Below are 23,875 nucleotides of genomic sequence, written 5' to 3'. Positions count from 1 at the left end.
ATTATTACAAGAAAGTAACAGTTATGTCAAATTATATATCATTTTGAAAAGTTGATTTGACGGGATAAAATGCTTCTATAGCTTAAAGTTATGCACTTTATTAGTAATTTATTTTAACTATGTTAAAATTATTTTATCTACATTACATTGTAGTACAAATTATAAAAAATGAGATGAAAAGTGCATGGCCAAATTGTTGAACAAATTACCTTTTAAAATGATATTAGCATTTTTATTAGGTGGAATATTATTAATTACTTTTGCTAATCACGATGATTTCTTATATCAAAAACCAATTTTTAAAGTAGAAACTGCTAAAAAAATTAGTACAGACAAAAGTACAGATAGTTTTCAAAATACTGATTATACTTATCAGCAAAAATTAACAGGACATATTATAAATGGTCAGTATAAAGGTAAAAAAATTTCTATTAATAATAGTTATACTATGTCTAGAGCGATGGATCATAAGTATTATCCTGGACAAAAAGCTTTTATCATATTACATAAATCTGGTGGCTTAAATGCTACAATTAAAGATTATAAGCGAGATGTGCCTATTATATTTTTAATGTATTTAGCAATCGCATTGCTATGTATTTTTCTAAAATTCTCTGGAATTACGGCCGTTGGTAGCATTATTATTAATACTATTTTATTTATGTTGGCTATATATTTAGATGGTTTTAATAATGGAAATAATGTGTTACTTATTTTTAGTGCTTTAGCTGCCGTCTTTTCAGCTATTACATTATTGGTAATTATTGGCCATAATAGGCAAATGTATGTGACCTTGGCATCAACAATAATATGTACTTTTATTTCAATTATCCTAAGTTTAATTGTTTTTAAATTTACTCATGAAAAAGGCATTTTTTATGAATCAATGCAATATGTGACTCAACCGCCACGTCCATTGTTTTTAGCATCAACGATCATTGGATCTTTGGGTGCTGTCATGGATGAGTCGACTGATATTATTTCTTCTTTATTTGCATTAAAAATGGAACGTCCACAAATATCGAAAAAACAAATATTTTTGTCTGGTAGAAATATTGGTAAAACCATTATGGGGCCTCTAATTAATGTATTGTTCTTTATTTTTATGGGAGAGACATTATCAATGACCTTATTGTTTTTAAAAAACGGCAATAGTTGGGGTTATTCTTTTTCAATGAATATGTCATTAGGCATGGTACAAAGCTTGATTAGTGGTATTGGAATTGTTTTAGCAATACCAGTTGCTAGTGCATTAACTAGTTTATTTGCTAAGGAGAGTCAAAAATGAGTGCAATTATTGTATTAGGAATCGTTTTATTTGTTTTGATGTTATTAGTAGGTGGTAAACAAGGATTACAATCATTTTTAAGTTTAATTTTAAACTTTGGCTTTTTGTTTTTTTCAATTGTTTTGATTGCTTTTCATTTTCCACCAATTATTGTAACTATTATAACTGGTGTTATTGTACTAGCTTTGACAATTTTTCTAAGCGGAACCGATGATAATACTAGTGGATTAGCTTTTTTATCTTCAATTTTAGTTTTATTTATTTTAGTTTTACTGATTGTTCCAATGGAGCATTGGGCGCAAGTTCAAGGATTCGGATTAGAAGATAGTGATGACTTAGAAGGCTTATCTATTTTGATTGGCATTAATTTTGTTAAGATTGAAATAGCAACTGCTATTTTAAGCACGCTAGGTGCAATTGCTGAAGCAACTATGGCGATTGCATCTGGTTTAGATGAGATTAAAGAACAGCATTCAGAAATTAAACCAAGTAGATTATTATTCGATGGCATTTATGTTGGAAAACAAATTATTGGGACTACCTTGAATACATTATTCTTTGGATTATTTGGGGGATCTTTGTCTTTGTTTGTTTGGTTTCACAGTTTAAATTATTCATTTGGTGATATTTTGAATGATAAGGTTTTTGATGCTCAATTAATTGTCATTTTATTTTCATTAATAGGGGTTATTTTAACTATTCCAATTACTTCGTTGGTAATTGCTGAAAAATGGCGCAAAGATAATAATTAAGAGGTTAATTATATGCAAAAAATTAGTTCTTACGATATTTACAATTTATTTTCATTAACACAATTAAATAGCGATGGATTTTTCGTTAAAAATGGAATAAGTAGAATTAAAAATGAATATACTGCAAATATATTTCGCTTAAAAACAGACTTGAATGTAGAACAGTGCACTAACGAAAATTTTAGTATTAATCCAATTAAAATAGACAATTCACTTTATTATTTAGCTAATATTGATTCTAAAATGCAATTAATTAAAATGTCTTTAAACAGTGACTACAAAAAGCAACTTACTTTTGGTGATACAGCAAGCAATTTGACTAGTTCTAAAAATAAAAAGAAATTATTTTTTAAGACTACAAAGATGTTTACCGTTCCTAAATTTTCTGTAAACAAATTTCCTAAAACCAGGTATATAAATAAACTAGATAATCGTGCTGATGGTTTTGGTTGGAAAGATAATCAGACACTTTATTATTTATATGCATTAGATGTTCAAACAGGAAAAATAAATTTATTAAAAACTACATATCAAAATTTTAAAATTCTAGATGTTGATGATGTTGGCGCAAATATTTTAATTAGCAGAAGCGTTTTTTCTAATGAAAAAAGTATTTCGCAAATTTACCAAATTAACTTAGTTAATATGAATAAAGAATTAATAACTACTAGTGATGGTAATTTTAATGAGGCAATATATTCTCCAGATGGCAAGAATATATTATTAGTGGGAAATTATAATAACTACGGCAGTAGTAATACTTTTAGTCTTTATCTATTTAATGTAAGTGAAAAGAAATTAATTAATTTGACTAAAACTTTATGTGATATAGAACCTAGTTATAATGGTGGTTTAGCAACTGATTTTGTACAAAATCGTAGTAATCAAGGAATTAAGTGGTTAAACAATCATCAATATATTTTTCATGCTACGCATCATGGACGAAGTCAACTTTATTTGGGCCAAAATAATAGTATTCAAAAAATATATGATGATAAAACAGAAATATATGACTTTAGTATATTAGATAACAAAAAATTGTTATTAAGTGTTTCTGCTCAAAAAGTACCCAATCAATTAATCATTTTTGATTTTTGTAGCAATGTTCAAAAATTGATATATGATCCCAATGAACAGTTTACTTTGAATCACGAATTCTGTAGTTCATATCAATTTTCTACTATTTCTAAAGATAACTTGTTTAATATAAATGGTTGGTTATTATTACCTAATCAAAAAAGAGATAAATATCCTACTATTTTATATATCCATGGAGGGCCACATGAAACATATGGTGAAAGCTTTTTCTATGAATTTCAATTCCTGGCTAACCATGGATATGCAATTTTATTTATTAATCCGCGAGGTTCTAGTAGTTACGGTCAAGCATTTGAAAAAGCATCCGTCGGTAGGGTGGGAAAAGAAGATTTTTCAGACATCATGACTGGATTAGATTATGCGCTAAATAAATTTAAGTATTTAGATCAGAATAATCTTTTTGTAGCTGGTGGATCTTATGGAGGATTCATGTCTAGTTGGATTATTTCACATACTGATAAATTCAAAGCGGCTATTGTTCAAAGACCTATTGCTGATTGGCACTCATTTTATGGAACTTCTGATATTGGGGTACGTTTTTCAAAAAATGAATTAGGAGTAGATTTGTATGATAAAGATGGACTTAATTTTTATTGGAATCATTCTCCACTAAAATATGTTAATAATATTCATACTCCTACTAGAATTCAGCATGGTGAATGGGATATGCGTTGTCCCGTTAATCAAAGTGAAGCTTTATTTCAAGGTATTAAGCGTAACAATGTTGAAAGCGATTATATTAGATATCCTCAATCATTTCATGGCTTTTCAAGAAATGGTTTGCCAAATTTAAGAGTTACAAGAATGAATGATGTGTATGAATGGTTCAATAAGCATCTTAATTAGTTTTTTATTTATAAAATTAGTGTAATAATGTAAATGAAATTACATATGAAAGTGAAGTGACATTTATGAATACTATGGTTTATATTGTTTTATTATTTGTATTAGCAGCTGCGGTATTGTTTGGATTATTAGAAGTTTATCCTAAAATTAGAAAACTTAATAAGCAAGTGTATAAAAATATTACAACTTCATTGAATGATAAGGCATTAATTGCGAAATTTAATAATCAGGGTAAACAATCAACTGGTTTAAATCTTCGTTATAGTTTAACTGCAATTATATTTACAATTTTTATTTTAAGCATTTTTTATGCACAAATTGCCAACAATTGGATGATTTTAACGTTGATAGTTATTGAAGCTATTTATATTATTAATGAATTTAAAAATACTAATTTTATCAAAAAGCTTTGGCAGTATGATAAGGAAACCTTGAAATTAAAACAACAATCTAATAAATTAACTTTCTTTACAATGATTGGAATATTTATTGCTGTGGATGTATTTGAATTATTATTTGAATTATTATATGCCCAAGGTTTTACCTTGTTATAATAAAAAGAACCGCTAATCTATAAATTAGATTAGCGGTTCTTTTATTTCATAAAATCTTTAATCGTTTTTTCGAGTAAATCAATCATATTGAAGTAACTAGGCATATCTACATATTCATTAGGACTATGCGCAGTTGTATTTCCAGGACCTAAGATGATGACATCCATTTCTTTATTACGACGTCGAAATTCTGATGCATCAGTACCTAATGAAACACCAATTTTTGGTAGAGGCATTGGTTCATCCATAATGTTTTTAGAATTATTCTGTAAAATTTGAATTAAACCAGTGTGGTTATCACTTTTTACTGGCATTTCACTATGCTCAATCGTTAATTCTAAATCAATTCCTGGTTCTGTATTCATTTTATCGATCATAAATTGAAGGCGATTAGTTAATTCTTCATTATCCACTTGTGGGATAGTACGAACTTTAACGATTTCATATGCTAAATCAGGAACTGAATTAATTTGTTTACCACCACGAAAAATATCAGGGGAGTAAACAGTTTTTCCTAATTCAGGATCTAATTCTTTTAATTCAGCATAAAATTCTTTTTCTTTTAAATAGTATTTTATTAAAGTATCAATAGCGTTAATTCCCATCCGAGGCATTGAACTGTGAACCGCTTTACCATGGGCAGTTACTCGATAAGCCATCCATCCTTTATGAGCACTTACTATAAAGTGTTGTTCATTAGCGTCTGATAGGAATGATGTTTTTAACAATTCTTTTAGTGTTTCAGGTGCAATAGTTACACCATCACTATTTACATATTTTCTTAATCGATGAAGATTTACACCACTAGGTTCAGCAATAATCATTGCATCTAAATCATCAGCGAAGCCTTTATCAGTTAAATACTTTGCACCAGCAGCGCTTAATTCTTCACCAATAGTGGCAATAAATCTAATGGTACCGTTAATTTTAGAGGATGATTCATATAATTCAATCATTGAAATAACCATTTGTGCAATTCCTGATTTCATATCAGAAGCACCACGACCATATAAGCGACCATTCTTAATATTGGCTTTGAATGGATCTGATAGCCAAGTGCGTTCGTCTCCTTGGTGAACAGTATCTAAATGACCACTTAAGCCTAATTTAGGATGTTCGCCATTACCAATTTCAACGATTAAATTACTACGACCATGATATTGCATGATTAGTTTGCTATTAATGCCGTGTTTTTGGAATGTATCTGATAGATATTTTGCAACATCATTTTCATTATCATCAACAGTGGGCATGTTTACAATGTTCTTTAAAATTTGAATCTTTTCGACTTTCTCCATAGAACATCCTCCTAAAATCATATAATGATTAGAATAATTCTATGGGATAATAACTAAAAAATCAATATTAGATTTTAATTAAAATTGATTCATTAATTTTCCAAGTGCAAAGTGAATAGCCATAGTTAAAATACCGATAATTATATTACGAATAATAGCAGTTTTAACTAATCCGTTCCCTAACTTGGCACTTAAATAACCGGTGATAGCGACTGATAAGATTACAGCGGCAATTGTGGATGGCCAACGATAAATACCACTAGTTAGACTCATAGCTAGTAATGGGAAAATACCACCTAAAGCTGCAGAAATTAGTGACGAAAAAGCGGCATTCCATGGACTCATGTAATGACCTAATTGGATACCATATTTGGTATTAACTACCGTATCTAATGGTTTTTTAGCAATTAATTCTTTAGCAATTTCAGTAGATGTTTCGTCACTAATACCTCTTTTTAGATAGTATTGTTTAACATCATTGATCTCACTATCGATATCTTCTTCTAATAATTTTTGTTCAACTTTTACAGCAGCACTTTCAGCATCTCTTTGCGAACTAACTGACGCATATTCACCAGAAGCCATTGAAAAAGCACATGCTAACAAGTCAGAAAGACCAGCAATAAAAATAGTAAATATATTGGGGGTAGCAACAGCCACTGAGAATAAAACTCCAACAACTGTTAAGATTCCATCATTTGATCCTAAAACACCAGCTCTTAGGGTGTTTAACTTTTCGTTCATAGTTTGTTTTTTATTTTTCATATTAAATTACTCCTATTAACTAAACATTCCGACTAATAAACCAATCAAATATGTAACAATCATTGTTAACATTCCAGATGTAACATTTCTGATCATTGACCTAATTTTATTAGCATGACTTAGAATAGCTGCAATATAACCAGTAATTGCAAGAGCAATGATTACCGCAATAAAGGTAGCAATAATATTTATTCCTGATGGAAATAATGAAATAGCTAACAATGGTAGTATGGATCCAATTGGAAATGAAATCATTGATGCAATAGCTGCATCATATGGACTAGTAAAATTGTTAACAACAAAGCCATATTTTTCACGAACAGTTGTAACTAAAGAATCTTTGTTCATCATTTCTTTAGTTGCTTTATTAGATAGTGCTTCAGAAATACCACTTTGCATGTACTTATTCTTGACGAAATTAAATTCCTCATCATAGTTATTTTTTAAAGCATATTTTTCGTTCATAACAGCTCGTTTTTGAGAATCACTTTCGGTATTAACAGATACATATTCACCCATTGCCATTGAAACAGTTCCAGCAATCATTCCAGCAATTCCTGAAATGAAAATTGAAAAAGTATTAGTAGTTGCTCCAGCAACTCCGATGACAATTCCAGCGACTGAAAGGATGCCATCATTAGAACCCATCACACTAGCTCTAATAACGTTTATTTTTTGAGCTAAACTTTTTTTATTTTTCATTAAATATTCACCCTTTAGTTTATAATGATTATTAATTGATAACAATTATAACTATATTATTAAATTACAATCTTGTAAAGCCTTTATAAAATATTGTATATTGAAAGAAAAAGTTAGGCAAACCGAAAAAGAAGTGTGAAATTAGTTAAAATCCCCATACAATAAGGCATAATAATGAAAACTAAATTGTTGATGATAATATGGTTATAAAACAATGTTGATTTTATTAATAAGTTATACTATGATTTTATTAACATTAAAATGTGAATTGTTATTTGAAAAGAGACCCGTTGTTTTTATGCAAAAAACAAGGGTCTCTTTTTGTTAATTTAGGGGGAAAAGTAATGCCAAAATTAGCTTCATCATTAAACAATGTATACAATAAAAGTTTAGATTCATTAGCGCCTTCTGGAATTAGAAGTTTTGATAAAAAGATTTCTAATATTGATGGAATTATTAAATTAACAATTGGAGAACCTGATTTAAATACTCCTGAACATGTTAAAAAAGCGGGTGCCGATAGCATCATGAATAATGATTCTCATTATGCCACTCAAACTGGTAAGCCAGAATTAAGAGATGCAATTTCTAATTATTTAAATAAAATGCATAATTTAAATTATGATGCTGAATCTGAAGTTGTTGTCACTGTAGGAGCTACTGAAGCAATTTATGCAGCTTTTCAAACTATTTTAAATAAGGGTGATAAAGTAATTGTTCCTACGCCAACATTTGCTTTGTATTTTCCTATTATTAAGATTTTAGGAGCAACTCCTATTAAAGTGGATACTTCTGACAATGACTTTGTTTTAAGTCCAGAAAAATTAAAAGAAACATTAGATAAAGAAGGCTCATCAGTCAAAGCCGTTTTATTAAACTATCCTGGTAATCCAACTGGAGTGGAATATTCAAAGGATGATTTACAAAAATTAGCTAATGTTATTAAAGAACGTAAATTATTTGTTGTTTCTGATGAAATTTATAGCGATATTACTTATAATGTAAAACACTATTCGATTGCTGAAATGTTACCAGAACAAACGCTATATATTAGTGGATTATCAAAATCACATGCTATGACAGGCTATCGAGTGGGTTATATTTGTGGTCCTAGTCCAATTATTAAGAAGTTATCAATGGTGCATGCATTTTTAGTTACAGCCACTACTAATTCTGCACAAATTGCAGCAGCAGAGGCGTTAAAAAATGGAATGCAAGATCCAGTTGAAATGACCAAAATTTATCAAAAACGTCGTGACATTTGCAAAAGGGATTAACTGAATTAGGTTTTGATATGCCACAACCTAAAGGTGCTTTTTATATGTTTGCCAAAATTCCAGAACAATTTGGTCAAGATGATGAAGCATTTGCATTAGATTTAGCTCAAAAAGCTAAAGTTGGTGTAATTCCAGGAAGTGCGTTTGGACCTGGTGGTGAAGGGCATATTAGATTTTCCTATGCCGCATCTGATGCAACTATTAATGAAGCACTAAAAAGACTAAAAGCATATTTAAACTAGATTATTTGGGGGTAAATATTATGGATAGAAGAATACCAAACATTATGGGCACTCAACACCCAGATAACGCTAACGTTCCATTTTTTAAAAAGGATGGCGAACCATTTGTTTCAGCATTTAATGAAATTAATGAAGCATATCAAAATTATGCTGTTTTGGATGCTGATGAATATATGTGGGATTGGGAAGGTAAATATGCTGATTCCTCAGTAATTGATCGATTATATTCAGAACATTATGAATACTTTAAGCAACATCCATTAGGTAATGACAAGTTTCTTACTTTTAGATTGCCTAATATTTGGGAGGAAAAAGGTTATAGTCTCATGCAGGCCATGACAACCATTTTGTTAGCTGAGGATTTTGCTGATGATTTGAATTTTAAAAATCGTCCACTATTTGAAGCAATCTTACCAATGGCTAGAACTGCTGATCAATTATTAAAAATGGAAGAAAAATTTTCTAGTTTAGCTCATTTTAAAGACCAAGAATTTGGTAATGGTCACAAAAATACTGATCGTTTAAGAATGATTCCATTATTCGAAAGCTTTGAAGCTCAATATAATGCACCTAAAATTTTGCAAAAATATGTAGAACTTTATAAGAAAAACTTTGGTGAAGATTTAAAATATATGCGTGTATTTTTAGCTGGTTCTGATTCAGCACTATCAAATGGTTTCTTAAACAGTATTATTGGAAATAAATTAGCTTTGACCAAATTAGGTGAATTTTCAACTGAATCTGGAATTGATATTTATCCAATTGCTGGTACTGGTAGTACTATTTTTAGAGGTGGATTATCTCCTAAGTTAGTCGATCGTTATCTAGAAGAATTTCCTGGATTGAAAACAGCAACCATTCAATCAGCATTTAGATATGACTATCCACTAGAATCAGTCGTTAAACCAGCAATTGCTAAATTGCGTGATGGACTACAACATAATGCATTTAAGATTATTAATGACGATGATCAAAAAACTTTATTGGATGTTGCTGACAAAGCAGCAGCTGAATATCATAAAACATTGGACCCATTGATAAATGATTTACAATCCGTATTTGATGCCTTTCCAAAGCGTCGTGATCGTCACCAACACGTTGGAATTATTGGATATTCTCGTGACGTTGATGGTTATAAAATGCCCCGTGCAATTACATTTACCGGATCATTATATTCAGTTGGAGTGCCACCAGAAGTGCTTGGAACTGGTCGTATTTTGAAAAAATTAGATAAAGCAGAATTTAAAACTTTAACTCAATACTATCCAAATATTAAAAATGATTTTAAACATGTATTAAAATACTTTAGTACAGATGCTTTAGATTCATTAATTAAACAAAATAGTAATTGGCAAGGCGTAAAAGAAGATGTTGATGCCATTCAAGATATCTTTGGAATTACGGCCGGACCAACTAATGAAGATGAAGTAGAACATGCTAAATTAGCGAATGATTTAGTTCGAATTGATGATGCAGAAGTTCGTAATATTTTAATTGAAAAAATGGCTAAGTTAAGACATTTCTTAGGTTAATAAAAAACCACTACTAATTAATTTTAGTAGTGGTTTTCTCTTTTATTTTACATTTTTACGATGGTGCATTAACCAAACTAGCATTATCGTAACTGCCATCATAATTAAAGCAGCTATCCAGTAAGTAAAATGCATTCCAAATAAGAACCAATCATCATGTCCAAATGGGTAAGTCGTGATTGAGCGATTAGCTTTAAAACTCATTCCAGTATATAACAACGATGTTGATAGAGATAATCCAACGGTAAAGCCGATATTACGACTTAATGCGAGAACTGATCCGGCAACACCTTGTTGTTCCTTGCTGGCGTTTTCCATTACCATTGGATTATTTTGGAATAATCCATTAGCTGTAGCAAATACCATAAAACCAAATAACAGCATTGCTATTGGCCAAGTTGGTTGAACAACTGCAAAGATGGTTTCTGCAATCACAAAGATAATGGATGCTCTAAATGACATTTTAACAGCACCATACTTATCACAAAGCACACCACCTAAATAAGCTGTAAATACATTTACAACTGGTAGCACACTCATCATGAAACCAGTTTGTGAAGGTGAGAATTTCAGATTATCTTGAATATAAAATGGCAATAACACGTTATTAAAGTAAATAATAATATACATGAACATTAAAGAAATAATACTGATTGTAAAACCAGGATTTTTAAATAAAGATAAATCTAAAATTGGTTCTGAAACTTTTAACTCAATTCTGATAAAGCCAATAATTAAAATAGCAGTAATAATGAATGCAATAATCACTCCTAAATTACTAAAACCAATTTCTTGGCCGGTGAAAATTGCCACAAAGAATAGACCAATAGCCAGTGCTAATGTTATAAAACCTAAATAATCAATATTTAATTTAAGTTTAGGTTTACTTTTATCAGGTTTACTATAAACAAATTCACCAAAGATAAAAGCTGCAATTCCAATTGGTACATTGAATAAAAAGATCCAGTTCCAACTAGCCACTGACAAGATGATTCCAGCCACTGCCGGACCAGCGATGTATCCTAATTGGCCAATTGTGGTATTAATACCTAATGCTTTACCACGTGAACTAAATGGCACTGATTCAGTAATAATACCTAAATTGGTTGCCATAGTCATGGAGGCACCTAATCCTTGTAGACAACGAGCAATTAACAAGACAACTAGGTTCATACTAATTCCACAAGCTAATGAACTAATTGTAAAAACTAAAGTTCCAAGTTGAAAAATTTTAGCCTTACTTAATTGGTCACCAAGTTTACCAAAAAGAATCAATGACATACATATTAGAACTAAGTATGCTGATGAAATCCATTCTGCTTGATTCATTGGCACGTTCAAATCTTTAGAAATTTGCGGTAATGCGGTGTTTACAATACTCATATCCACAGTTCCTAAAAATGAAACAATTGCTACGGATAAAATAATAAGCATCTGTTTATGCTTCATATTTTCACTCCCTTAAGTTATTTATTTAATATTGTATCAGATAAAATGTAGTTGCATTAACTAAAAAGGCATCCACTTTGAGTGAATGCCTTTTTTTATTTGATTGAATCAACAAATTTTTGATAATCTAATTCTTCACCAGTATCGGTAAAGTTAATATTATCAATTTTAGCAGCATGTAAATTTTCTTCTGAAATTGATAATTTTCCAACAAAAGTGGCATTACCAATTAGTTCAATCCACTGGCTATTAGGCGTGTTATGAACTTTAGTTTGTACCATTCCACCAGGATTATATACATCAATAGGTTCTTTTGTATTTACTAAATTAGGGAAATTAATTGCAAACGCTAATGAAGTTGCTGACATTCCAGTTCCACAAGCATTTGTAAAACCGACACCACGCTCATAAGTATGTACAAATAACTTATTGCGACTTAATATTTTAGCAAAATTGACATTAACACCATCAGTAAAATAAGGGTTAGGGTCATTCAATTTTTTACCAATTGCTCCTAAAGTTTCATTTAAATCATGATCATTTTCTACAAAACTAATTAGGTGTGGATTAGGAACTGCAATTGCAGTAAATCTTAAATGGTCACTTAATTGTGGTAATGCAGTGTTTAAAATGCTAGTAGTATTTAAATTTTGAAATGGAAAATATTTACCATCAAAATAAACCGGTGATATTTCGACACTAAAAGCAGCAACATTATGCGCTAAGTCTGCATGTCGGTTTACTAGCAAATCAGCTGATTTAGTTTCTACTTTAAAGCTATCTTTATGGTATTTATTAGCTAAATATCTAGCTACACATCTTAAGCCATTACCACACATTGAGGCTTCACTACCATCAGCATTGATTACTCTCATTTGAGCTAAAGCATCTTGATGACTTGATTCATCAACCACTAATAAACCATCTGCCGGATGTAAATCATTATCTGTACTAGTTATTAATCTTGTTAGTTTTATTAGTTCATTATCATTAAGCTTATTATTGAGTAATGTTTGATCTAAAATATAAAAATGGTTTTCAGAACCATGGACATAAAACAAATTAATCATATTAATTACTCCTTATTCAAAGAATTCATTGTAGATACTTTTAACAGCTTGATTAGCATTAGCTTCTCTAGTCCCAATCATGATAGAAATTTGAGAAGCACCTTGGTTAATCATGTGGATAGGGATGTTTTCATTAGTGATTGGATCAATAATGTCACTAATAGTAGTTGCAGCATCACGCATACCTTCACCAACCACCATGATAATAGCATAATCGTCAATCCAATTTAATTTATCAGGTTTGATACTTTCTTGAATTTCTTTACATAAGCTTTTAATTGTAATTTTGTCTAAACTTTCTTTATTAAAAATAACGGTTAAGTCATCGATTCCAGATGGCATATGTTCGTATGAAATATTATATTTTTGAAAAATTTGCAATAATTTTAAAGTTATTCCAACTTCTTTATTTAGCAAGTATTTGTGTAAATAAAGTGCTGAAAAATGTTTCGATGATGACACTCCGGTAATAGGATGCTCAGGTTGAAATGAACCTTCTGGCACAATTAATGTTCCAGGTTCATCTGGCATATTAGTATTTTTAACGTTAATGGTTACATTCCCCTTAATTGCAGGATAATAGCTTCATCATTAAAAACAGAAAAACCAGCATATGCAAGTTCACGCATTTCACGATAAGTCATCTTTTTAATTGGAGCAGGGTGATTGATAATTTTTGGATTAGCGGAATAAATTGAACTAACATCAGTAAAATTTTCATACATAGGGATGTTTAATCCATTTGCAATAATGGATCCAGTGATATCTGAACCACCACGTGCAAAAGTTGCCATATTTCCATCTTTTGTATATCCAAAGAAACCAGGAATAACTAATTTTTCATTACCATAACCAAAGTGCCCCAAATTTTCATATGTTTCTTTGAGCACATCGGCAGCATTAGGATCATCTTTGGAAACAACAATTCCCAATTCTTTAGGATCCACGAACTTAGCTTTAATGTTTAAGTGATTTAGCACAATTGACATTAATTTAGCATTCATTCTTTCACCGTGTGCTTTAAAAGCCGCCAATAAATATTCGTTATTAGGATATTTTTGTTTAGGTAGATTATTAAAAATACTTACAATTGGAGCAAATTCATCATCACTAATATCATATGTATCAGCAATATCTTTATATCGTCCAATAATATTATTTAAGATATCTTTATAATCTTGTTTATTAATCACAGCTTTTGCATATTGAATTAATAAATCGGTTACTTTAATATCATCATCAAATCTTTTACCAGGAGCTGATAAGACGATGATTTGTCGTGTTTTATCTTTTTTGATTATATTAATTACTTTTTTATATTGATCACCATTAGCTAGTGAACTGCCACCAAATTTTATTAACTTTGTCATCTAATATCATCTCACAATTTAATCTTTCTAATTAATTTGCATTCTAACATTAAAATAAAATTAGACAAGCAGCATATTTATTTGATGGATGCATTTTTAAAATGTATATATAGTAAATAAAAAATATAAAAAAATATGTTAGAAAAAGTAGTTGACTTAAGTAGGTAAATAGTTTTATTATGTAACTAATCGAAGAGGTCGCAACCGAGAATATTAGATAAACTCAGTCACTACAATGATTTTTAAAGTTTGTTGAAAGGCAAGGTTGCCGAAGCAAAGATTACTTGTGGGTAGTTATTTGCTGGGACATGATTTAATAGATCATGGACTGTCACAAGAAAATATTTCTTGTGGAGCGCTTTCGACAATTGAAACCGAAAATGAGAAGAACATTAAATTTGGATTCTTTTGTACGAGTGTAACCACATTCATGCAAAGGAATCCTTTTTGTTTTCAATTGGCCGAAATCGAACGAATACATTCGATAGAAGGGCATGTTTATTATGACGAAACAAATAACAAAGCAAAATATTAATGAAGCAGGTCATTTAGAAATTGGTGGGTGTGATGCCATTGATTTAGCAAATCAATTTGGGACTCCACTAGTTGTATATGACAATGGAAAGATTAGATCACAATTTAGAAAATTTAAGGCTGTTTTTGAACAAAGTAATACTGATTATGCTGTTTGTTATGCCAGTAAGGCTTTTGCAAATACAGCAATGTATCAATTAGTTAATCAAGAACAAGGCCATATTGACGTAGTTTCAGGTGGAGAATTAGCAACGGCATTACATGCAGGTTTTCCAGCAAGCAGAATTAGTTTTCATGGTAACAATAAATCTAAAGATGAATTAAGAATGGCTTTGGAAAATCATGTCGGCGTAATCATGTTAGATAATTTTCATGAAATTAACTTATTAAATCAATTGTTGACTGATATTAACACTAATTGCGATGTCATGTTAAGAATTACACCTGGCATTTCAGCACATACACATGAATTTATTCAAACTGGTCAAACTGATAGTAAATTTGGTTTTGATTTAGAATCTGGCGAAGCTAAAAAAGCTTTTGAAATTGTGCATGCCAATAAATCAATGCATTTATTGGGGATTCATGCACATATTGGTTCACAAGTTTTTGAATTAAAGGGTTTTGAGATGGCTGCTAGTAAGCTAGTTGATTTAGCGGCTGAATGGAAACAAGAATATGGATATGAAGCTCAAGTGATTAATGTTGGTGGTGGCTTTGGAATTCAATATACAGATGCAGATGATCCATTAAAACCAGAAGCTTTCGTTCAAAAGATTGTTGAGACTGTTAAGGATAGAACTAAAGCTGAGGGTTTAAAGATGCCAGCTATTTGGATTGAACCAGGGCGTTCAATTGTTGGAAATGCCGGATATAATCTATATCGCATTGGTTCTAGAAAAGATGTTCCCGGTATTAAATCATATGTTTCAGTTGATGGTGGTATGGGTGACAACATTAGACCAATGTTGTATGACGCTAAATATGAAGCAGTAATGGCTGATCATCCATTACGTAGTGCAATTGAAAATGTTCATCTGGTTGGTAAGTATTGTGAATCAGGGGATGTTTTAATTAAAGATCAACCATTACCATCAACAAAACCAGGGGATGTAATTGTAATGTTGGATACTGGTGCTTATGGTTATTCCATGGCATCTAATTATAATTTGAATCCTAAACCAGCAATTGTTTTTGTTGAAAATGGTAAAGCACAATTAGTCACTCGACGTCAAAATTATACAGATTTATATGCGCTAGATAATCAATTGAAATAAAAGGAGACATAAAAATGGCAAATTTAGATGCACACGAAATTATTAATTATATTGGAAATGCAGAAAAGAAAACTCCAGTTAAAGTTTATATTAGTGGCCAAATGGACAAAATTGATTTTCCAAATTCAATTAAAGTTTTTAAAGAACAACACACAGCTACCATTTTTGGTGATTGGAAAGATGTAGAGCCATTGCTTAAATCTGCTTTGATTGAAGATTATGAAATTGAAAATAATGCCCGCAATTCCGCAGTGCCTTTATTAGACTTAAAGAATGTAAATGCACGAATCGAACCGGGTGCAGTTATTCGTGATCAAGTAAAGATTGCTGATAATGCAGTCGTTATGATGGGAGCAATTATAAATATTGGTTGTGAAATTGGTGAAGGTTCCATGATTGATATGGGAGTTGTAATGGGGGGACGTGCCCTTGTTGGTAACCATTCTCATATTGGTGCCGGTGCTGTATTGGCTGGGGTAATTGAACCAGCATCAGCTAAGCCAGTTCAAATAGATGATGATGTTTTAATTGGTGCTAATGCAGTAGTTATTGAAGGTGTCCATGTTGGGAAAGGTGCAGTTGTAGCAGCTGGTGCAATTGTTACTTCAGACGTTGCTCCATATACAATGGTTGCTGGTACTCCAGCTCGTAAAATTAAAGACGTTGATGCTAAAACTCAATCTAAAACTAGTCTTGAAGATGATTTAAGAAAGTTGTGATTTAAATGGCTGAAATTAATTTAATCGATATTAGGCGTCATTTGCATCAGATTCCTGAATTAGCATTACATGAAAATCAAACTCACGATTATTTATTGCATATAATAGGAAGTTTTAATCAAGAAAATGTAACTATTAGTGGCATCGAAGCTTTACCTACTGCTATTTTGGTAAGAATTCAGGGGAGTAATCCTAAACGAACTATTGGTTATCGAACTGATATTGATGCATTACCAATAGAAGAAAAAACTAATTTGCCATTTTCATCAACTCATCCAGGTATTATGCATGCCTGTGGACATGATGTACATATGACGGTTGCTTTAGGTATTTTACATTATTTTACTGAACATCAGCCTAAAGATAATTTAGTATTTTTCTTTCAACCAGCTGAAGAAAGTGAAAGTGGTGGCCGTTTAGCATATGAAGCGAATGCATTTAGCGGAACATTCAAGATTGATGAATTTTATGGCTTACATGACAATCCTAGCTTACCGGCTGGATCTATCGGATGTCGAATGGGGACTTTATTTGCTGGTACTACTGAAATTAATATTGATTTAACTGGTAAGGGTGGTCATGCTGCTTATCCTCAAAATGCTAATGACATGGTAGTAGCAGCCGCTCAATTAATTAATCAAGTGCAAACCATTATTTCTCGGAGCATTGATCCCATTCAAAGCGGAGTTATCACTTTGGGAAAAATTGAGGCTGGAACTATTCGAAATGTAATTGCTGGCCATGCCAGAATTGAAGGCACTATTCGAGGATTAACCCAATCAATGATTGAATTAATTGATCAAAGATTAAAAGATATTTGTCATGGCATTGAATTGAGCTATAACTGTAAAGTTGATTTAGAGTTAAATCAAGGTGGTTATTATCCAGTGGAAAATAATTCAGCATTAACTAAAGACTTTATTCATTTTATGAAAAATAATTCAGATGTTGATTTTATTGAAACCAAGCCAGCGATGACTGGAGAAGATTTTGGTTACTTATTATCTCAGATTCCAGGAACGATGTTTTGGCTCGGAGTGGGTGATGATTCATCATTGCATACAGCCACTTTAACTCCTGATGAAAGTGCGATTGATAAAGGGGTTAATGCAATTACTAGTTTCTTAGAAAATCGAATGAAAGAATAGGTGATAATTATGTTTGAAAATGTAGATTTAATGACGGCAATTATTACGCCCTTTGATAATGACGGCAAAATTGATTTTGATACCTTAAAATCAATTACTGATCATTGTTTAAATACAGGTAGTCGAGGATTTGTTATTGGTGGTACTACTGGAGAAACTCCTACATTAACTCATGACGAGAAAATTGAACTATATCGTCGCTTTGTTGACATTGTTGACGGTCGCGGTTCAATTATTGCGGGAACTGGTAGTAATAACACTCAAGAAACCATCGATTTTACTAAGGAAGTTAGTATGATTAATGGTATTGATGCCGCTTTAGTAGTTGTTCCTTATTATAATAAACCTAATCAGCGTTGTATGAAGGCTCATTTTGAAGAAGTTGCTAAGCAATCTAATGTACCAATTATTATTTATAATATTCCTGGTAGAACTGGTGTCACTATGAGTAATGAAACAGTGATTGAATTGTCTCACAATGAAAACATTGTGGGAGTAAAACAATGTACTTCAATGGAAGATTTGGAATATCTAGTTGAACATACTGATGATAATTTCAATATCTATACCGGTGAAGATGCACAAGCATTATTTGCTAAGTCAATTGGTGCAAATGGAGTTATTTCAGTTGCATCTCATATTTATGGAAATGCAATGCGTGAAATGTATGATGATTTAGATTCTGGTAATTATAAAGCTGCTGGTGCGATGCAAAGAAAATTAACGCCAAAGATGTCAGCATTGTTTATGTATCCATCACCATCACCTGTAAAAGCAGTTATGAGTGCGCAAGGATATCAAGTGGGTGCTTGTCGTTTACCAATTCTTTCATTAAATAATGAAGAAAAACAACATTTAGCCGATGATTTAGGCTTAAGTCATGATGCATTATTAAATTCTTTACCAAAGGAGTTAAAACTATGATTAAAATTTTATTAGCTGGTTTTACTGGATCAATGGGACAAAAAGCAATTAATTTAATAAATAATAATGATGATATGCAGTTGAGTGGTGTTTATGCACCACATTGTACTGAAGATCATGCTAAATATAATTTGTCCAATGAAGTTAATATTTATAATTCATTAAATCAAATTACTGATAATTTCGATGTTTGGGTAGACTTTACTCAACCTGATGCGGTTTATGAAAATACTAAATTTGCTATTGAACATAACATCCATCCAGTAATTGGTACTAGTGGAATGAGTGATGAACACCAAAAAGAACTAATTAGCTTATCCAAGGATAAACAGGTCGGTGGTATTATTGCACCTAATTTTGGCTTATCAGCGGTTCTATTAATGAAATTTGCTGGTGAAGCTGCTAAATACTTTCCTGATGCTGAAGTAATTGAAATGCACCACCAAGACAAAAAAGATGCACCATCGGGAACTGCTTTAAATACAGCCAAAATTATTGGTCAAAATCGTGATAATAGTGCAGTTAGTGATGACGAAACTAAAGATAATTTATCTGGTTCACGTGGTGGTACATATGATGGTGTGCATGTTCATGCAGTGCGTTTGCCAGGATATGTTGCCCATGAACAAGTCTTATTTGGTGGGGCTGGCGAAGCCTTAACTCTTCGTCAAGATTCATTTGATCGCGGTTCATTTATGAAAGGGGTTAAAGTTGCAATTCAAAAAGTTAGTGACTTAGACCACTTAGTAATTGGACTAGAAAATATTCTATAGAAAAGATGATACAAAATGCCGGAATTATCTGTGGGATTAACGCAAACTTATAATCAACGTTTGAATTCAATTCAACCTTCTAACATTAGAGGATTTGATACCCAAATTTCTAAAATAAAAGATATTATTAAACTAACGATTGGTGAACCGGACTTAAATACTCCTGATCACATTAAGGATGCTGCTAAAAAGAGCATTGATGCTGATGATTCTCATTATTCAAATCAGGCAGGTAAATTACAATTACGTAAAGCCATTCATAACTATTTGTTTAAAAACTATGAATTAAATTATAATGCAGAAGATGAAATTGTAGTTACCATTGGTGCTACTGAAGCGATTTATGCTACCTTTGAAACATTGCTTAATCCAGGGGATGCAGTGATCTTACCTACACCTTTGTTTTCACTATATGAACCCATTATTTCTTTATTAGGTGGTAAAGCCATTGATTTAGATACTTCAAATAATGGATTTAAGTTGCAACCAGATCAATTAAAAGCAGTATTGGATAGATATGGTAATCAAGTTAAAGCAGTATTACTTAACTATCCAGGAAATCCTACTGGTATTGAATACTCACCGGATGAAGTTAAGTCACTGGCAGATGTTATTCAACAATATAATGTTTTTGCAATTACTGATGAGATTTATTGTGAACTAACATATGATGTTAAGCATAAGTCCTTAGCTAGCTTTCTTCCGGAACAAACTATTTATATTAATGGTTTATCTAAATCACATGCTATGACTGGTTGGCGAGTTGGTTATGTTTGTGGACCCCATGCATTTATTAAGAAGTTATTAATGGTACATGCATTTATGGTTACATGTCCACCAGACGTAACTCAAATAGCTGCTTATGAAGCGCTTAAAAATGGTTTAAAAGATCCTAAAAAAATGCGTGATATTTATAAACGTCGTCGCGACTTTATTAGTGAAAAATTAACTAGTTTTGGTTTTGAAATGGCAATGCCTAGTGGGGCATTCTATGTATTTGTTAAAATCCCTGACCGTTTTGGTAAAGACGATACCAAATTTGCTTTATCTTTGGCTAAACAAGCTAAAGTTGGAGTAATTCCAGGAAGCTGTTTTGGTAAGGGTGGCCAAGGATACATTCGCTTATCTTATGCTGCTTCAGATGAAAATATCAGAGAATCAATGAATAGAATCGAACAATTTTTAAATAATTAAAGAAGGTAATTATAATGAAGGAATACAATGTAGCAATTTTAGGTGCAACTGGTGCTGTTGGAATGAGAATGGTGGATCAATTAGCTAATTCAACTGTTCCAGTTAAATCATTAAAACTATTAGCTTCAGCTCATTCTGCTGGGAAGCAAATGGAATTTAAGGGCGAAAAAATAACAGTTGAAGAAACTACAAATGATTCATTTGATAATGTTGATTTAGTATTAGCTTCAGCTGGAGGAGCTGCTTCTAAAAAATTCTTACCAGAAGCTGTTAAGCGTGGAGCTGTCTGTGTTGATAATACAAGTGCATTTAGAATGGATCCAGAAGTACCATTGGTTGTACCTGAAGTTAATCCGGAACAATTGAAGAATCATAAAGGGATTATTGCCAATCCTAACTGTTCTACTATTCAAATGGTAGTAGCTTTAGCTCCAGTGTTTAAGAAGTATGGTTTAAAGCAAGTTATTGTTTCTACATATCAAGCTGCTTCTGGAGCTGGTCAATCTGCTTTAAATGAATTTTATCAACAAGCAAAGGATTACCTAGATGGTAAACAAATGTCTGCTGATATTTTACCAACAGCCGGTGATAAGAAACACTATCCATTAGCATTTAACTTACTTCCTCAAATTGATGTTTTTGAAGATGAAGGATATACACATGAAGAATGGAAAATGATTCATGAAACTAAGAAGATTATGCTTAATGATATGAATGCAACTGATTTAAAAGTTACTGCTACTTGTGTTCGTGTTCCAGTGCCTATTTCACATGGTGAATCTGTGTACTTCGAAGTTGAAGATAAGAATGCTAGTGCAGATGATATTAAAAAGACGATTAGTGATGCTGCAGGAGTAACTTTACAAGATGACCCAGATCATCAAGTATATCCTCAACCATTAAACGCTGAAGGTAAGCGTGAAACTTTCGCTGGAAGAATTCGTCCCGACCAAGAAAATAAGGGATGTTTTAATATGTGGGTTGTTGCAGATAACCTCCTAAAAGGAGCTGCTTGGAATACGGTTGAAAATGCAGAACGCTTAGTTGATGAAGATTTGGTTAGAGTACCTAAAGATCATTATCAAGGCTAATTAAATAAAAATAGTCATCAGAATTTATCTGATGACTATTTTTATTTGCTTAGTTTTGCTTGGCATTCTTTACATAAGCCATAAACTTCAACATGACTTTGTCTAACTTTGAATCCAGTTTGTTCTTCTGTAGTTTTACTTAATGATTGTTCTAAACTCTTATAATCTGGATATTCTACATCAATAATTTTACCGCAGTTTTCACAAATTGCATGGAAATGTGGATTGCCAAAGAAATCATAACGAATACCACCATCTTCAGCTGGTAGTTCAATAATAATTCCCAATTTTTCGAATAGTTGTAAACTATTATAAATAGTGGCAACACTCAGATTAGAGAATTCCTTTTTTAATGCTTCATAAATAGTATCTACAGAAGGATGATTATCATGATTAATCAAGTACTTTAAAATTATTTGTCTTTGGGGAGTAATTCGAATCTTACTTTCCCGCAAAGTATCTAAAGCTTTTTGATATGTTTCATTGGGCATCTAATATCCCTCCTTAAATAATAAGCTAGTTTAGAATTATTATTATCTTAATAATAAAATTAATTATATAATAAATCAAACAAATAGCTATTAAATAAAGCTGAAATTAGTAAAGTTTTAGATGACGTTCAATTTCTGCATTAGATGGATAAACGTTATAACTGAATTTAGCAGTAGGCCAGTAGTTTTTAGCTAATATATGAATACGATTGATTAATTCTAATTCTAAACCAGTGTCCATGCTATCAATAGCTTGAATATAAATAGTAGGGGCAGTATCGTCCTCGCTAATATTAGCAATACCACCCATACCCATAAATTCATGAGTTTCTTTATTTTCAATTCCCCATAAAAGGGCTTTTTGTCTCATAACATCTTTCATGGCCTCATTGATAAAATCGCCAGTTGATTTAATATCAGCATCTTTATCAAATTTTTTTTGAAAATCAATAACATCCTGTAGTTTAAATTCTGTTAACCAATCTAACCTTAAATGGTTAGTTAAAATTGGGTGTATGCCTTCAAAACTTTTCATATTAATTAATCTCCTTTATTAAGTTCATAGCTTAATTATATTCCATAAAAATTGTTTTTAAAAGAAATGTTCATTGATAGAAGCAGTCTGTTGTTCAGACATACAACAACATCCTCCAATATATTTTAATCCGATATTTAGCCATTCTTGAACGAGTTTATTAAATTCTTCAATGCTAATTCCTTGATTATCCCATTCTTTAATCTTTGGATTGTAATGAGCACCAGAATTGGGAAAAGCGATTAGATCTTTGTGTGCAGGCTCATTATGAATGATTGCCTTTAATGCATTTGTTACGATTCGAGGGTCAGTACAATTTAATCCATAGGCAATCACATTGGCTTGTTTTTCTAAGAATGATTGTACAAATTTAAAATTAGTTCCATCTGCTAAATGTGTAGCATCTTTCATAGAACAAGCGACTATTGATGGAATATTAAATTGTTTGGTAAATTTAACCAATGCTTTTATTTCTTGAAAATTAGGTAAAGTTTCTAACAATAAAACATCAACTCCAGCGTTTACCAATATTTCAATTCTTTCTTTATGAAATTGTATATATTCGTTTTCAGTTAAATGATAGTTACCAGTATATTCTGAGCCATTAGCCAAACATGCTCCATATGGACCAATTCCAGCTGCAACCAAGTTGGATGATTTCTTGAAAGCTTTTGAGCATCTTTAGCAACATCAAAAGCCTTTTTAATCAATTTACGAGCTTCTGTATGACTATAGCCAGCATTTTTCATTAATCCACTAACACTGGCTTGGTAGGTATCAATTGTAGTCATTGAAGAACCAGCATCAAAATACGATTTATGAACATCTTTAATTAAATCACTATGATTTTTTAATGCTTTAGCTGTCCATAATTTGCCATTAAGCTTTAAGCCACGTTCTTCTAGACCGGTTGACATTGAACTATCAATTAAGATTCGTTTTTGTT

19 protein-coding genes, 3 pseudogenes and 1 riboswitch are annotated in these 23,875 nt (G+C 31.4%); of the genes and pseudogenes, 13 read left to right on the top strand and 9 right to left on the bottom strand.

The genetic code is table 11. The features are described 5' to 3' along the window. The first annotated feature begins 184 nt into the window (after nt 1-184). The 4 genes from C7N41_RS00955 (at nt 185) to C7N41_RS00940 (ending at nt 4,538) form a co-directional block, all read left to right on the top strand. Nucleotides 185-1,288: a YibE/F family protein gene (locus C7N41_RS00955; protein WP_105963869.1), complete on the top strand. Its 1,104-nt coding sequence runs from the start codon at nt 185-187 to the stop codon at nt 1,286-1,288. Further along, nucleotides 1,285-2,040 carry a YibE/F family protein gene (locus C7N41_RS00950; RefSeq protein WP_105963868.1) on the top strand — a complete coding sequence of 252 codons (756 nt, stop codon included), beginning with the start codon at nt 1,285-1,287 and terminating at the stop codon, nt 2,038-2,040. Before C7N41_RS00955 ends, C7N41_RS00950 begins: the two co-directional genes overlap by 4 nt. A 12-nt stretch (nt 2,041-2,052) precedes the next feature. After that, nucleotides 2,053-3,984 (top strand): S9 family peptidase, encoded by a 1,932-nt coding sequence (locus tag C7N41_RS00945; protein WP_105963867.1) that lies wholly within the window; start codon nt 2,053-2,055, stop codon nt 3,982-3,984. Nucleotides 3,985-4,049: 65 nt separating this feature from the next. Further along, nucleotides 4,050-4,538, top strand: coding sequence for a hypothetical protein (locus C7N41_RS00940; RefSeq protein ID WP_105963866.1), 489 nt, complete (start codon nt 4,050-4,052; stop codon nt 4,536-4,538). A gap of 41 nt (nt 4,539-4,579) precedes the next feature. Here the strand turns inward: C7N41_RS00940 and C7N41_RS00935 are convergent, their stop codons facing one another. From C7N41_RS00935 to C7N41_RS00925, 3 genes are all read right to left on the bottom strand, one after another. After that, the gene (locus C7N41_RS00935) at nt 4,580-5,836 is read right to left on the bottom strand and encodes a M20/M25/M40 family metallo-hydrolase (RefSeq protein WP_105963865.1); all 1,257 of its coding nucleotides are present in this window, start codon (nt 5,834-5,836) and stop codon (nt 4,580-4,582) included. Nucleotides 5,837-5,914: 78 nt separating this feature from the next. Next, on the bottom strand, nt 5,915-6,601 hold the full coding sequence (locus C7N41_RS00930; protein ID WP_105963864.1) for a VIT1/CCC1 transporter family protein: 687 nt from the start codon (nt 6,599-6,601) through the stop codon (nt 5,915-5,917). 15 nt (nt 6,602-6,616) lie between these two features. Next, nucleotides 6,617-7,303: a VIT1/CCC1 transporter family protein gene (locus tag C7N41_RS00925; RefSeq protein WP_105963863.1), complete on the bottom strand. Its 687-nt coding sequence runs from the start codon at nt 7,301-7,303 to the stop codon at nt 6,617-6,619. 344 nt (nt 7,304-7,647) lie between these two features. Between C7N41_RS00925 and C7N41_RS00920 the strand changes: the two are divergent. Together C7N41_RS00920 and ppcA are read left to right on the top strand one after the other, a co-directional pair. Continuing rightward, nucleotides 7,648-8,822: pseudogene (locus tag C7N41_RS00920) on the top strand (aminotransferase class I/II-fold pyridoxal phosphate-dependent enzyme). A 20-nt stretch (nt 8,823-8,842) separates the two neighbouring features. Further along, nucleotides 8,843-10,354, top strand: coding sequence for a phosphoenolpyruvate carboxylase (gene ppcA / locus C7N41_RS00915; RefSeq protein ID WP_105963862.1), 1,512 nt, complete (start codon nt 8,843-8,845; stop codon nt 10,352-10,354). A gap of 42 nt (nt 10,355-10,396) precedes the next feature. Here the strand turns inward: ppcA and C7N41_RS00910 are convergent, their stop codons facing one another. From C7N41_RS00910 to C7N41_RS00900, 3 genes and pseudogenes are all read right to left on the bottom strand, one after another. Then, nucleotides 10,397-11,803 carry an MFS transporter gene (locus tag C7N41_RS00910; RefSeq protein WP_105963861.1) on the bottom strand — a complete coding sequence of 469 codons (1,407 nt, stop codon included), beginning with the start codon at nt 11,801-11,803 and terminating at the stop codon, nt 10,397-10,399. A 95-nt stretch (nt 11,804-11,898) separates the two neighbouring features. Then, the gene (gene dapF / locus C7N41_RS00905) at nt 11,899-12,873 is read right to left on the bottom strand and encodes a diaminopimelate epimerase (protein WP_105963860.1); all 975 of its coding nucleotides are present in this window, start codon (nt 12,871-12,873) and stop codon (nt 11,899-11,901) included. Nucleotides 12,874-12,885: 12 nt separating this feature from the next. Then, a pseudogene (locus tag C7N41_RS00900) lies at nt 12,886-14,243 on the bottom strand (aspartate kinase). Nucleotides 14,244-14,427: 184 nt separating this feature from the next. Further along, a riboswitch (Lysine riboswitch) is annotated at nt 14,428-14,613 on the top strand. Nucleotides 14,614-14,746: 133 nt separating this feature from the next. Between C7N41_RS00900 and lysA the strand changes: the two are divergent. The 7 genes from lysA to C7N41_RS00860 are packed head-to-tail and all read left to right on the top strand — an operon-like array spanning nt 14,747 to nt 21,903. Further along, nucleotides 14,747-16,054, top strand: coding sequence for a diaminopimelate decarboxylase (gene lysA, locus C7N41_RS00890; RefSeq protein WP_105963858.1), 1,308 nt, complete (start codon nt 14,747-14,749; stop codon nt 16,052-16,054). A gap of 14 nt (nt 16,055-16,068) precedes the next feature. Further along, on the top strand, nt 16,069-16,773 hold the full coding sequence (gene dapD, locus C7N41_RS00885) for a 2,3,4,5-tetrahydropyridine-2,6-dicarboxylate N-acetyltransferase (protein ID WP_105963857.1): 705 nt from the start codon (nt 16,069-16,071) through the stop codon (nt 16,771-16,773). 5 nt (nt 16,774-16,778) lie between these two features. Further along, a complete protein-coding gene (locus tag C7N41_RS00880; RefSeq protein ID WP_105963856.1) occupies nt 16,779-17,921 on the top strand; it encodes an N-acetyldiaminopimelate deacetylase in 1,143 nt (380 codons plus the stop codon). A 9-nt stretch (nt 17,922-17,930) separates the two neighbouring features. Then, nucleotides 17,931-18,845 (top strand): 4-hydroxy-tetrahydrodipicolinate synthase, encoded by a 915-nt coding sequence (gene dapA, locus C7N41_RS00875; protein WP_105963855.1) that lies wholly within the window; start codon nt 17,931-17,933, stop codon nt 18,843-18,845. Then, on the top strand, nt 18,842-19,618 hold the full coding sequence (gene dapB / locus C7N41_RS00870) for a 4-hydroxy-tetrahydrodipicolinate reductase (protein WP_105963854.1): 777 nt from the start codon (nt 18,842-18,844) through the stop codon (nt 19,616-19,618). The genes dapA and dapB overlap by 4 nt, the downstream gene beginning before the upstream one ends. A gap of 15 nt (nt 19,619-19,633) precedes the next feature. Continuing rightward, nucleotides 19,634-20,812: an aminotransferase class I/II-fold pyridoxal phosphate-dependent enzyme gene (locus tag C7N41_RS00865; RefSeq protein ID WP_105963853.1), complete on the top strand. Its 1,179-nt coding sequence runs from the start codon at nt 19,634-19,636 to the stop codon at nt 20,810-20,812. Between the two features lie 11 nt (nt 20,813-20,823). Then, on the top strand, nt 20,824-21,903 hold the full coding sequence (locus C7N41_RS00860; RefSeq protein WP_105963852.1) for an aspartate-semialdehyde dehydrogenase: 1,080 nt from the start codon (nt 20,824-20,826) through the stop codon (nt 21,901-21,903). Between the two features lie 41 nt (nt 21,904-21,944). On the opposite strand, the gene C7N41_RS00855 is transcribed toward C7N41_RS00860, so the two are convergent. The 3 genes and pseudogenes from C7N41_RS00855 to mmuM all read right to left on the bottom strand — a co-directional run bounded on the left by C7N41_RS00855 (nt 21,945) and on the right by mmuM (nt 23,846). Then, complete coding sequence (locus tag C7N41_RS00855) at nt 21,945-22,394, bottom strand: Fur family transcriptional regulator (RefSeq protein WP_105963851.1); 450 nt, start codon at nt 22,392-22,394, stop codon at nt 21,945-21,947. A 106-nt stretch (nt 22,395-22,500) separates the two neighbouring features. Continuing rightward, nucleotides 22,501-22,929: a hypothetical protein gene (locus C7N41_RS00850; protein WP_105963850.1), complete on the bottom strand. Its 429-nt coding sequence runs from the start codon at nt 22,927-22,929 to the stop codon at nt 22,501-22,503. 57 nt (nt 22,930-22,986) lie between these two features. Next, nucleotides 22,987-23,846: pseudogene (gene mmuM, locus C7N41_RS07930) on the bottom strand (homocysteine S-methyltransferase). Between the last annotated feature and the right edge of the window lie 29 nt (nt 23,847-23,875).

Source organism: Apilactobacillus micheneri (assembly GCF_002993975.1).
Lineage (GTDB): Bacteria > Bacillota > Bacilli > Lactobacillales > Lactobacillaceae > Apilactobacillus > Apilactobacillus micheneri.
Note: the sequence above shows the minus strand (reverse complement) of the source record. Positions and strands in the feature narration are given on the sequence as shown.

What these genes read in the sequence shown, in the direction of transcription:
- ppcA (WP_105963862.1), top strand. Translation starts at nt 8,843, where the DNA reads ATGGATAGAAGAATACCAAACATTATGGGCACTCAACACCCAGATAAC.
- C7N41_RS00850 (WP_105963850.1), bottom strand. Translation starts at nt 22,929, where the DNA reads ATGAAAAGTTTTGAAGGCATACACCCAATTTTAACTAACCATTTAAGG.
- dapF (WP_105963860.1), bottom strand. Translation starts at nt 12,873, where the DNA reads ATGATTAATTTGTTTTATGTCCATGGTTCTGAAAACCATTTTTATATT.
- C7N41_RS00935 (WP_105963865.1), bottom strand. Translation starts at nt 5,836, where the DNA reads ATGGAGAAAGTCGAAAAGATTCAAATTTTAAAGAACATTGTAAACATG.
- dapB (WP_105963854.1), top strand. Translation starts at nt 18,842, where the DNA reads ATGATTAAAATTTTATTAGCTGGTTTTACTGGATCAATGGGACAAAAA.
- C7N41_RS00880 (WP_105963856.1), top strand. Translation starts at nt 16,779, where the DNA reads ATGGCTGAAATTAATTTAATCGATATTAGGCGTCATTTGCATCAGATT.
- C7N41_RS00865 (WP_105963853.1), top strand. Translation starts at nt 19,634, where the DNA reads ATGCCGGAATTATCTGTGGGATTAACGCAAACTTATAATCAACGTTTG.
- C7N41_RS00955 (WP_105963869.1), top strand. Translation starts at nt 185, where the DNA reads ATGGCCAAATTGTTGAACAAATTACCTTTTAAAATGATATTAGCATTT.
- C7N41_RS00945 (WP_105963867.1), top strand. Translation starts at nt 2,053, where the DNA reads ATGCAAAAAATTAGTTCTTACGATATTTACAATTTATTTTCATTAACA.
- C7N41_RS00910 (WP_105963861.1), bottom strand. Translation starts at nt 11,803, where the DNA reads ATGAAGCATAAACAGATGCTTATTATTTTATCCGTAGCAATTGTTTCA.
- C7N41_RS00940 (WP_105963866.1), top strand. Translation starts at nt 4,050, where the DNA reads ATGAATACTATGGTTTATATTGTTTTATTATTTGTATTAGCAGCTGCG.
- lysA (WP_105963858.1), top strand. Translation starts at nt 14,747, where the DNA reads ATGACGAAACAAATAACAAAGCAAAATATTAATGAAGCAGGTCATTTA.
- C7N41_RS00925 (WP_105963863.1), bottom strand. Translation starts at nt 7,303, where the DNA reads ATGAAAAATAAAAAAAGTTTAGCTCAAAAAATAAACGTTATTAGAGCT.
- C7N41_RS00950 (WP_105963868.1), top strand. Translation starts at nt 1,285, where the DNA reads ATGAGTGCAATTATTGTATTAGGAATCGTTTTATTTGTTTTGATGTTA.
- C7N41_RS00930 (WP_105963864.1), bottom strand. Translation starts at nt 6,601, where the DNA reads ATGAAAAATAAAAAACAAACTATGAACGAAAAGTTAAACACCCTAAGA.
- C7N41_RS00855 (WP_105963851.1), bottom strand. Translation starts at nt 22,394, where the DNA reads ATGCCCAATGAAACATATCAAAAAGCTTTAGATACTTTGCGGGAAAGT.
- dapA (WP_105963855.1), top strand. Translation starts at nt 17,931, where the DNA reads ATGTTTGAAAATGTAGATTTAATGACGGCAATTATTACGCCCTTTGAT.
- dapD (WP_105963857.1), top strand. Translation starts at nt 16,069, where the DNA reads ATGGCAAATTTAGATGCACACGAAATTATTAATTATATTGGAAATGCA.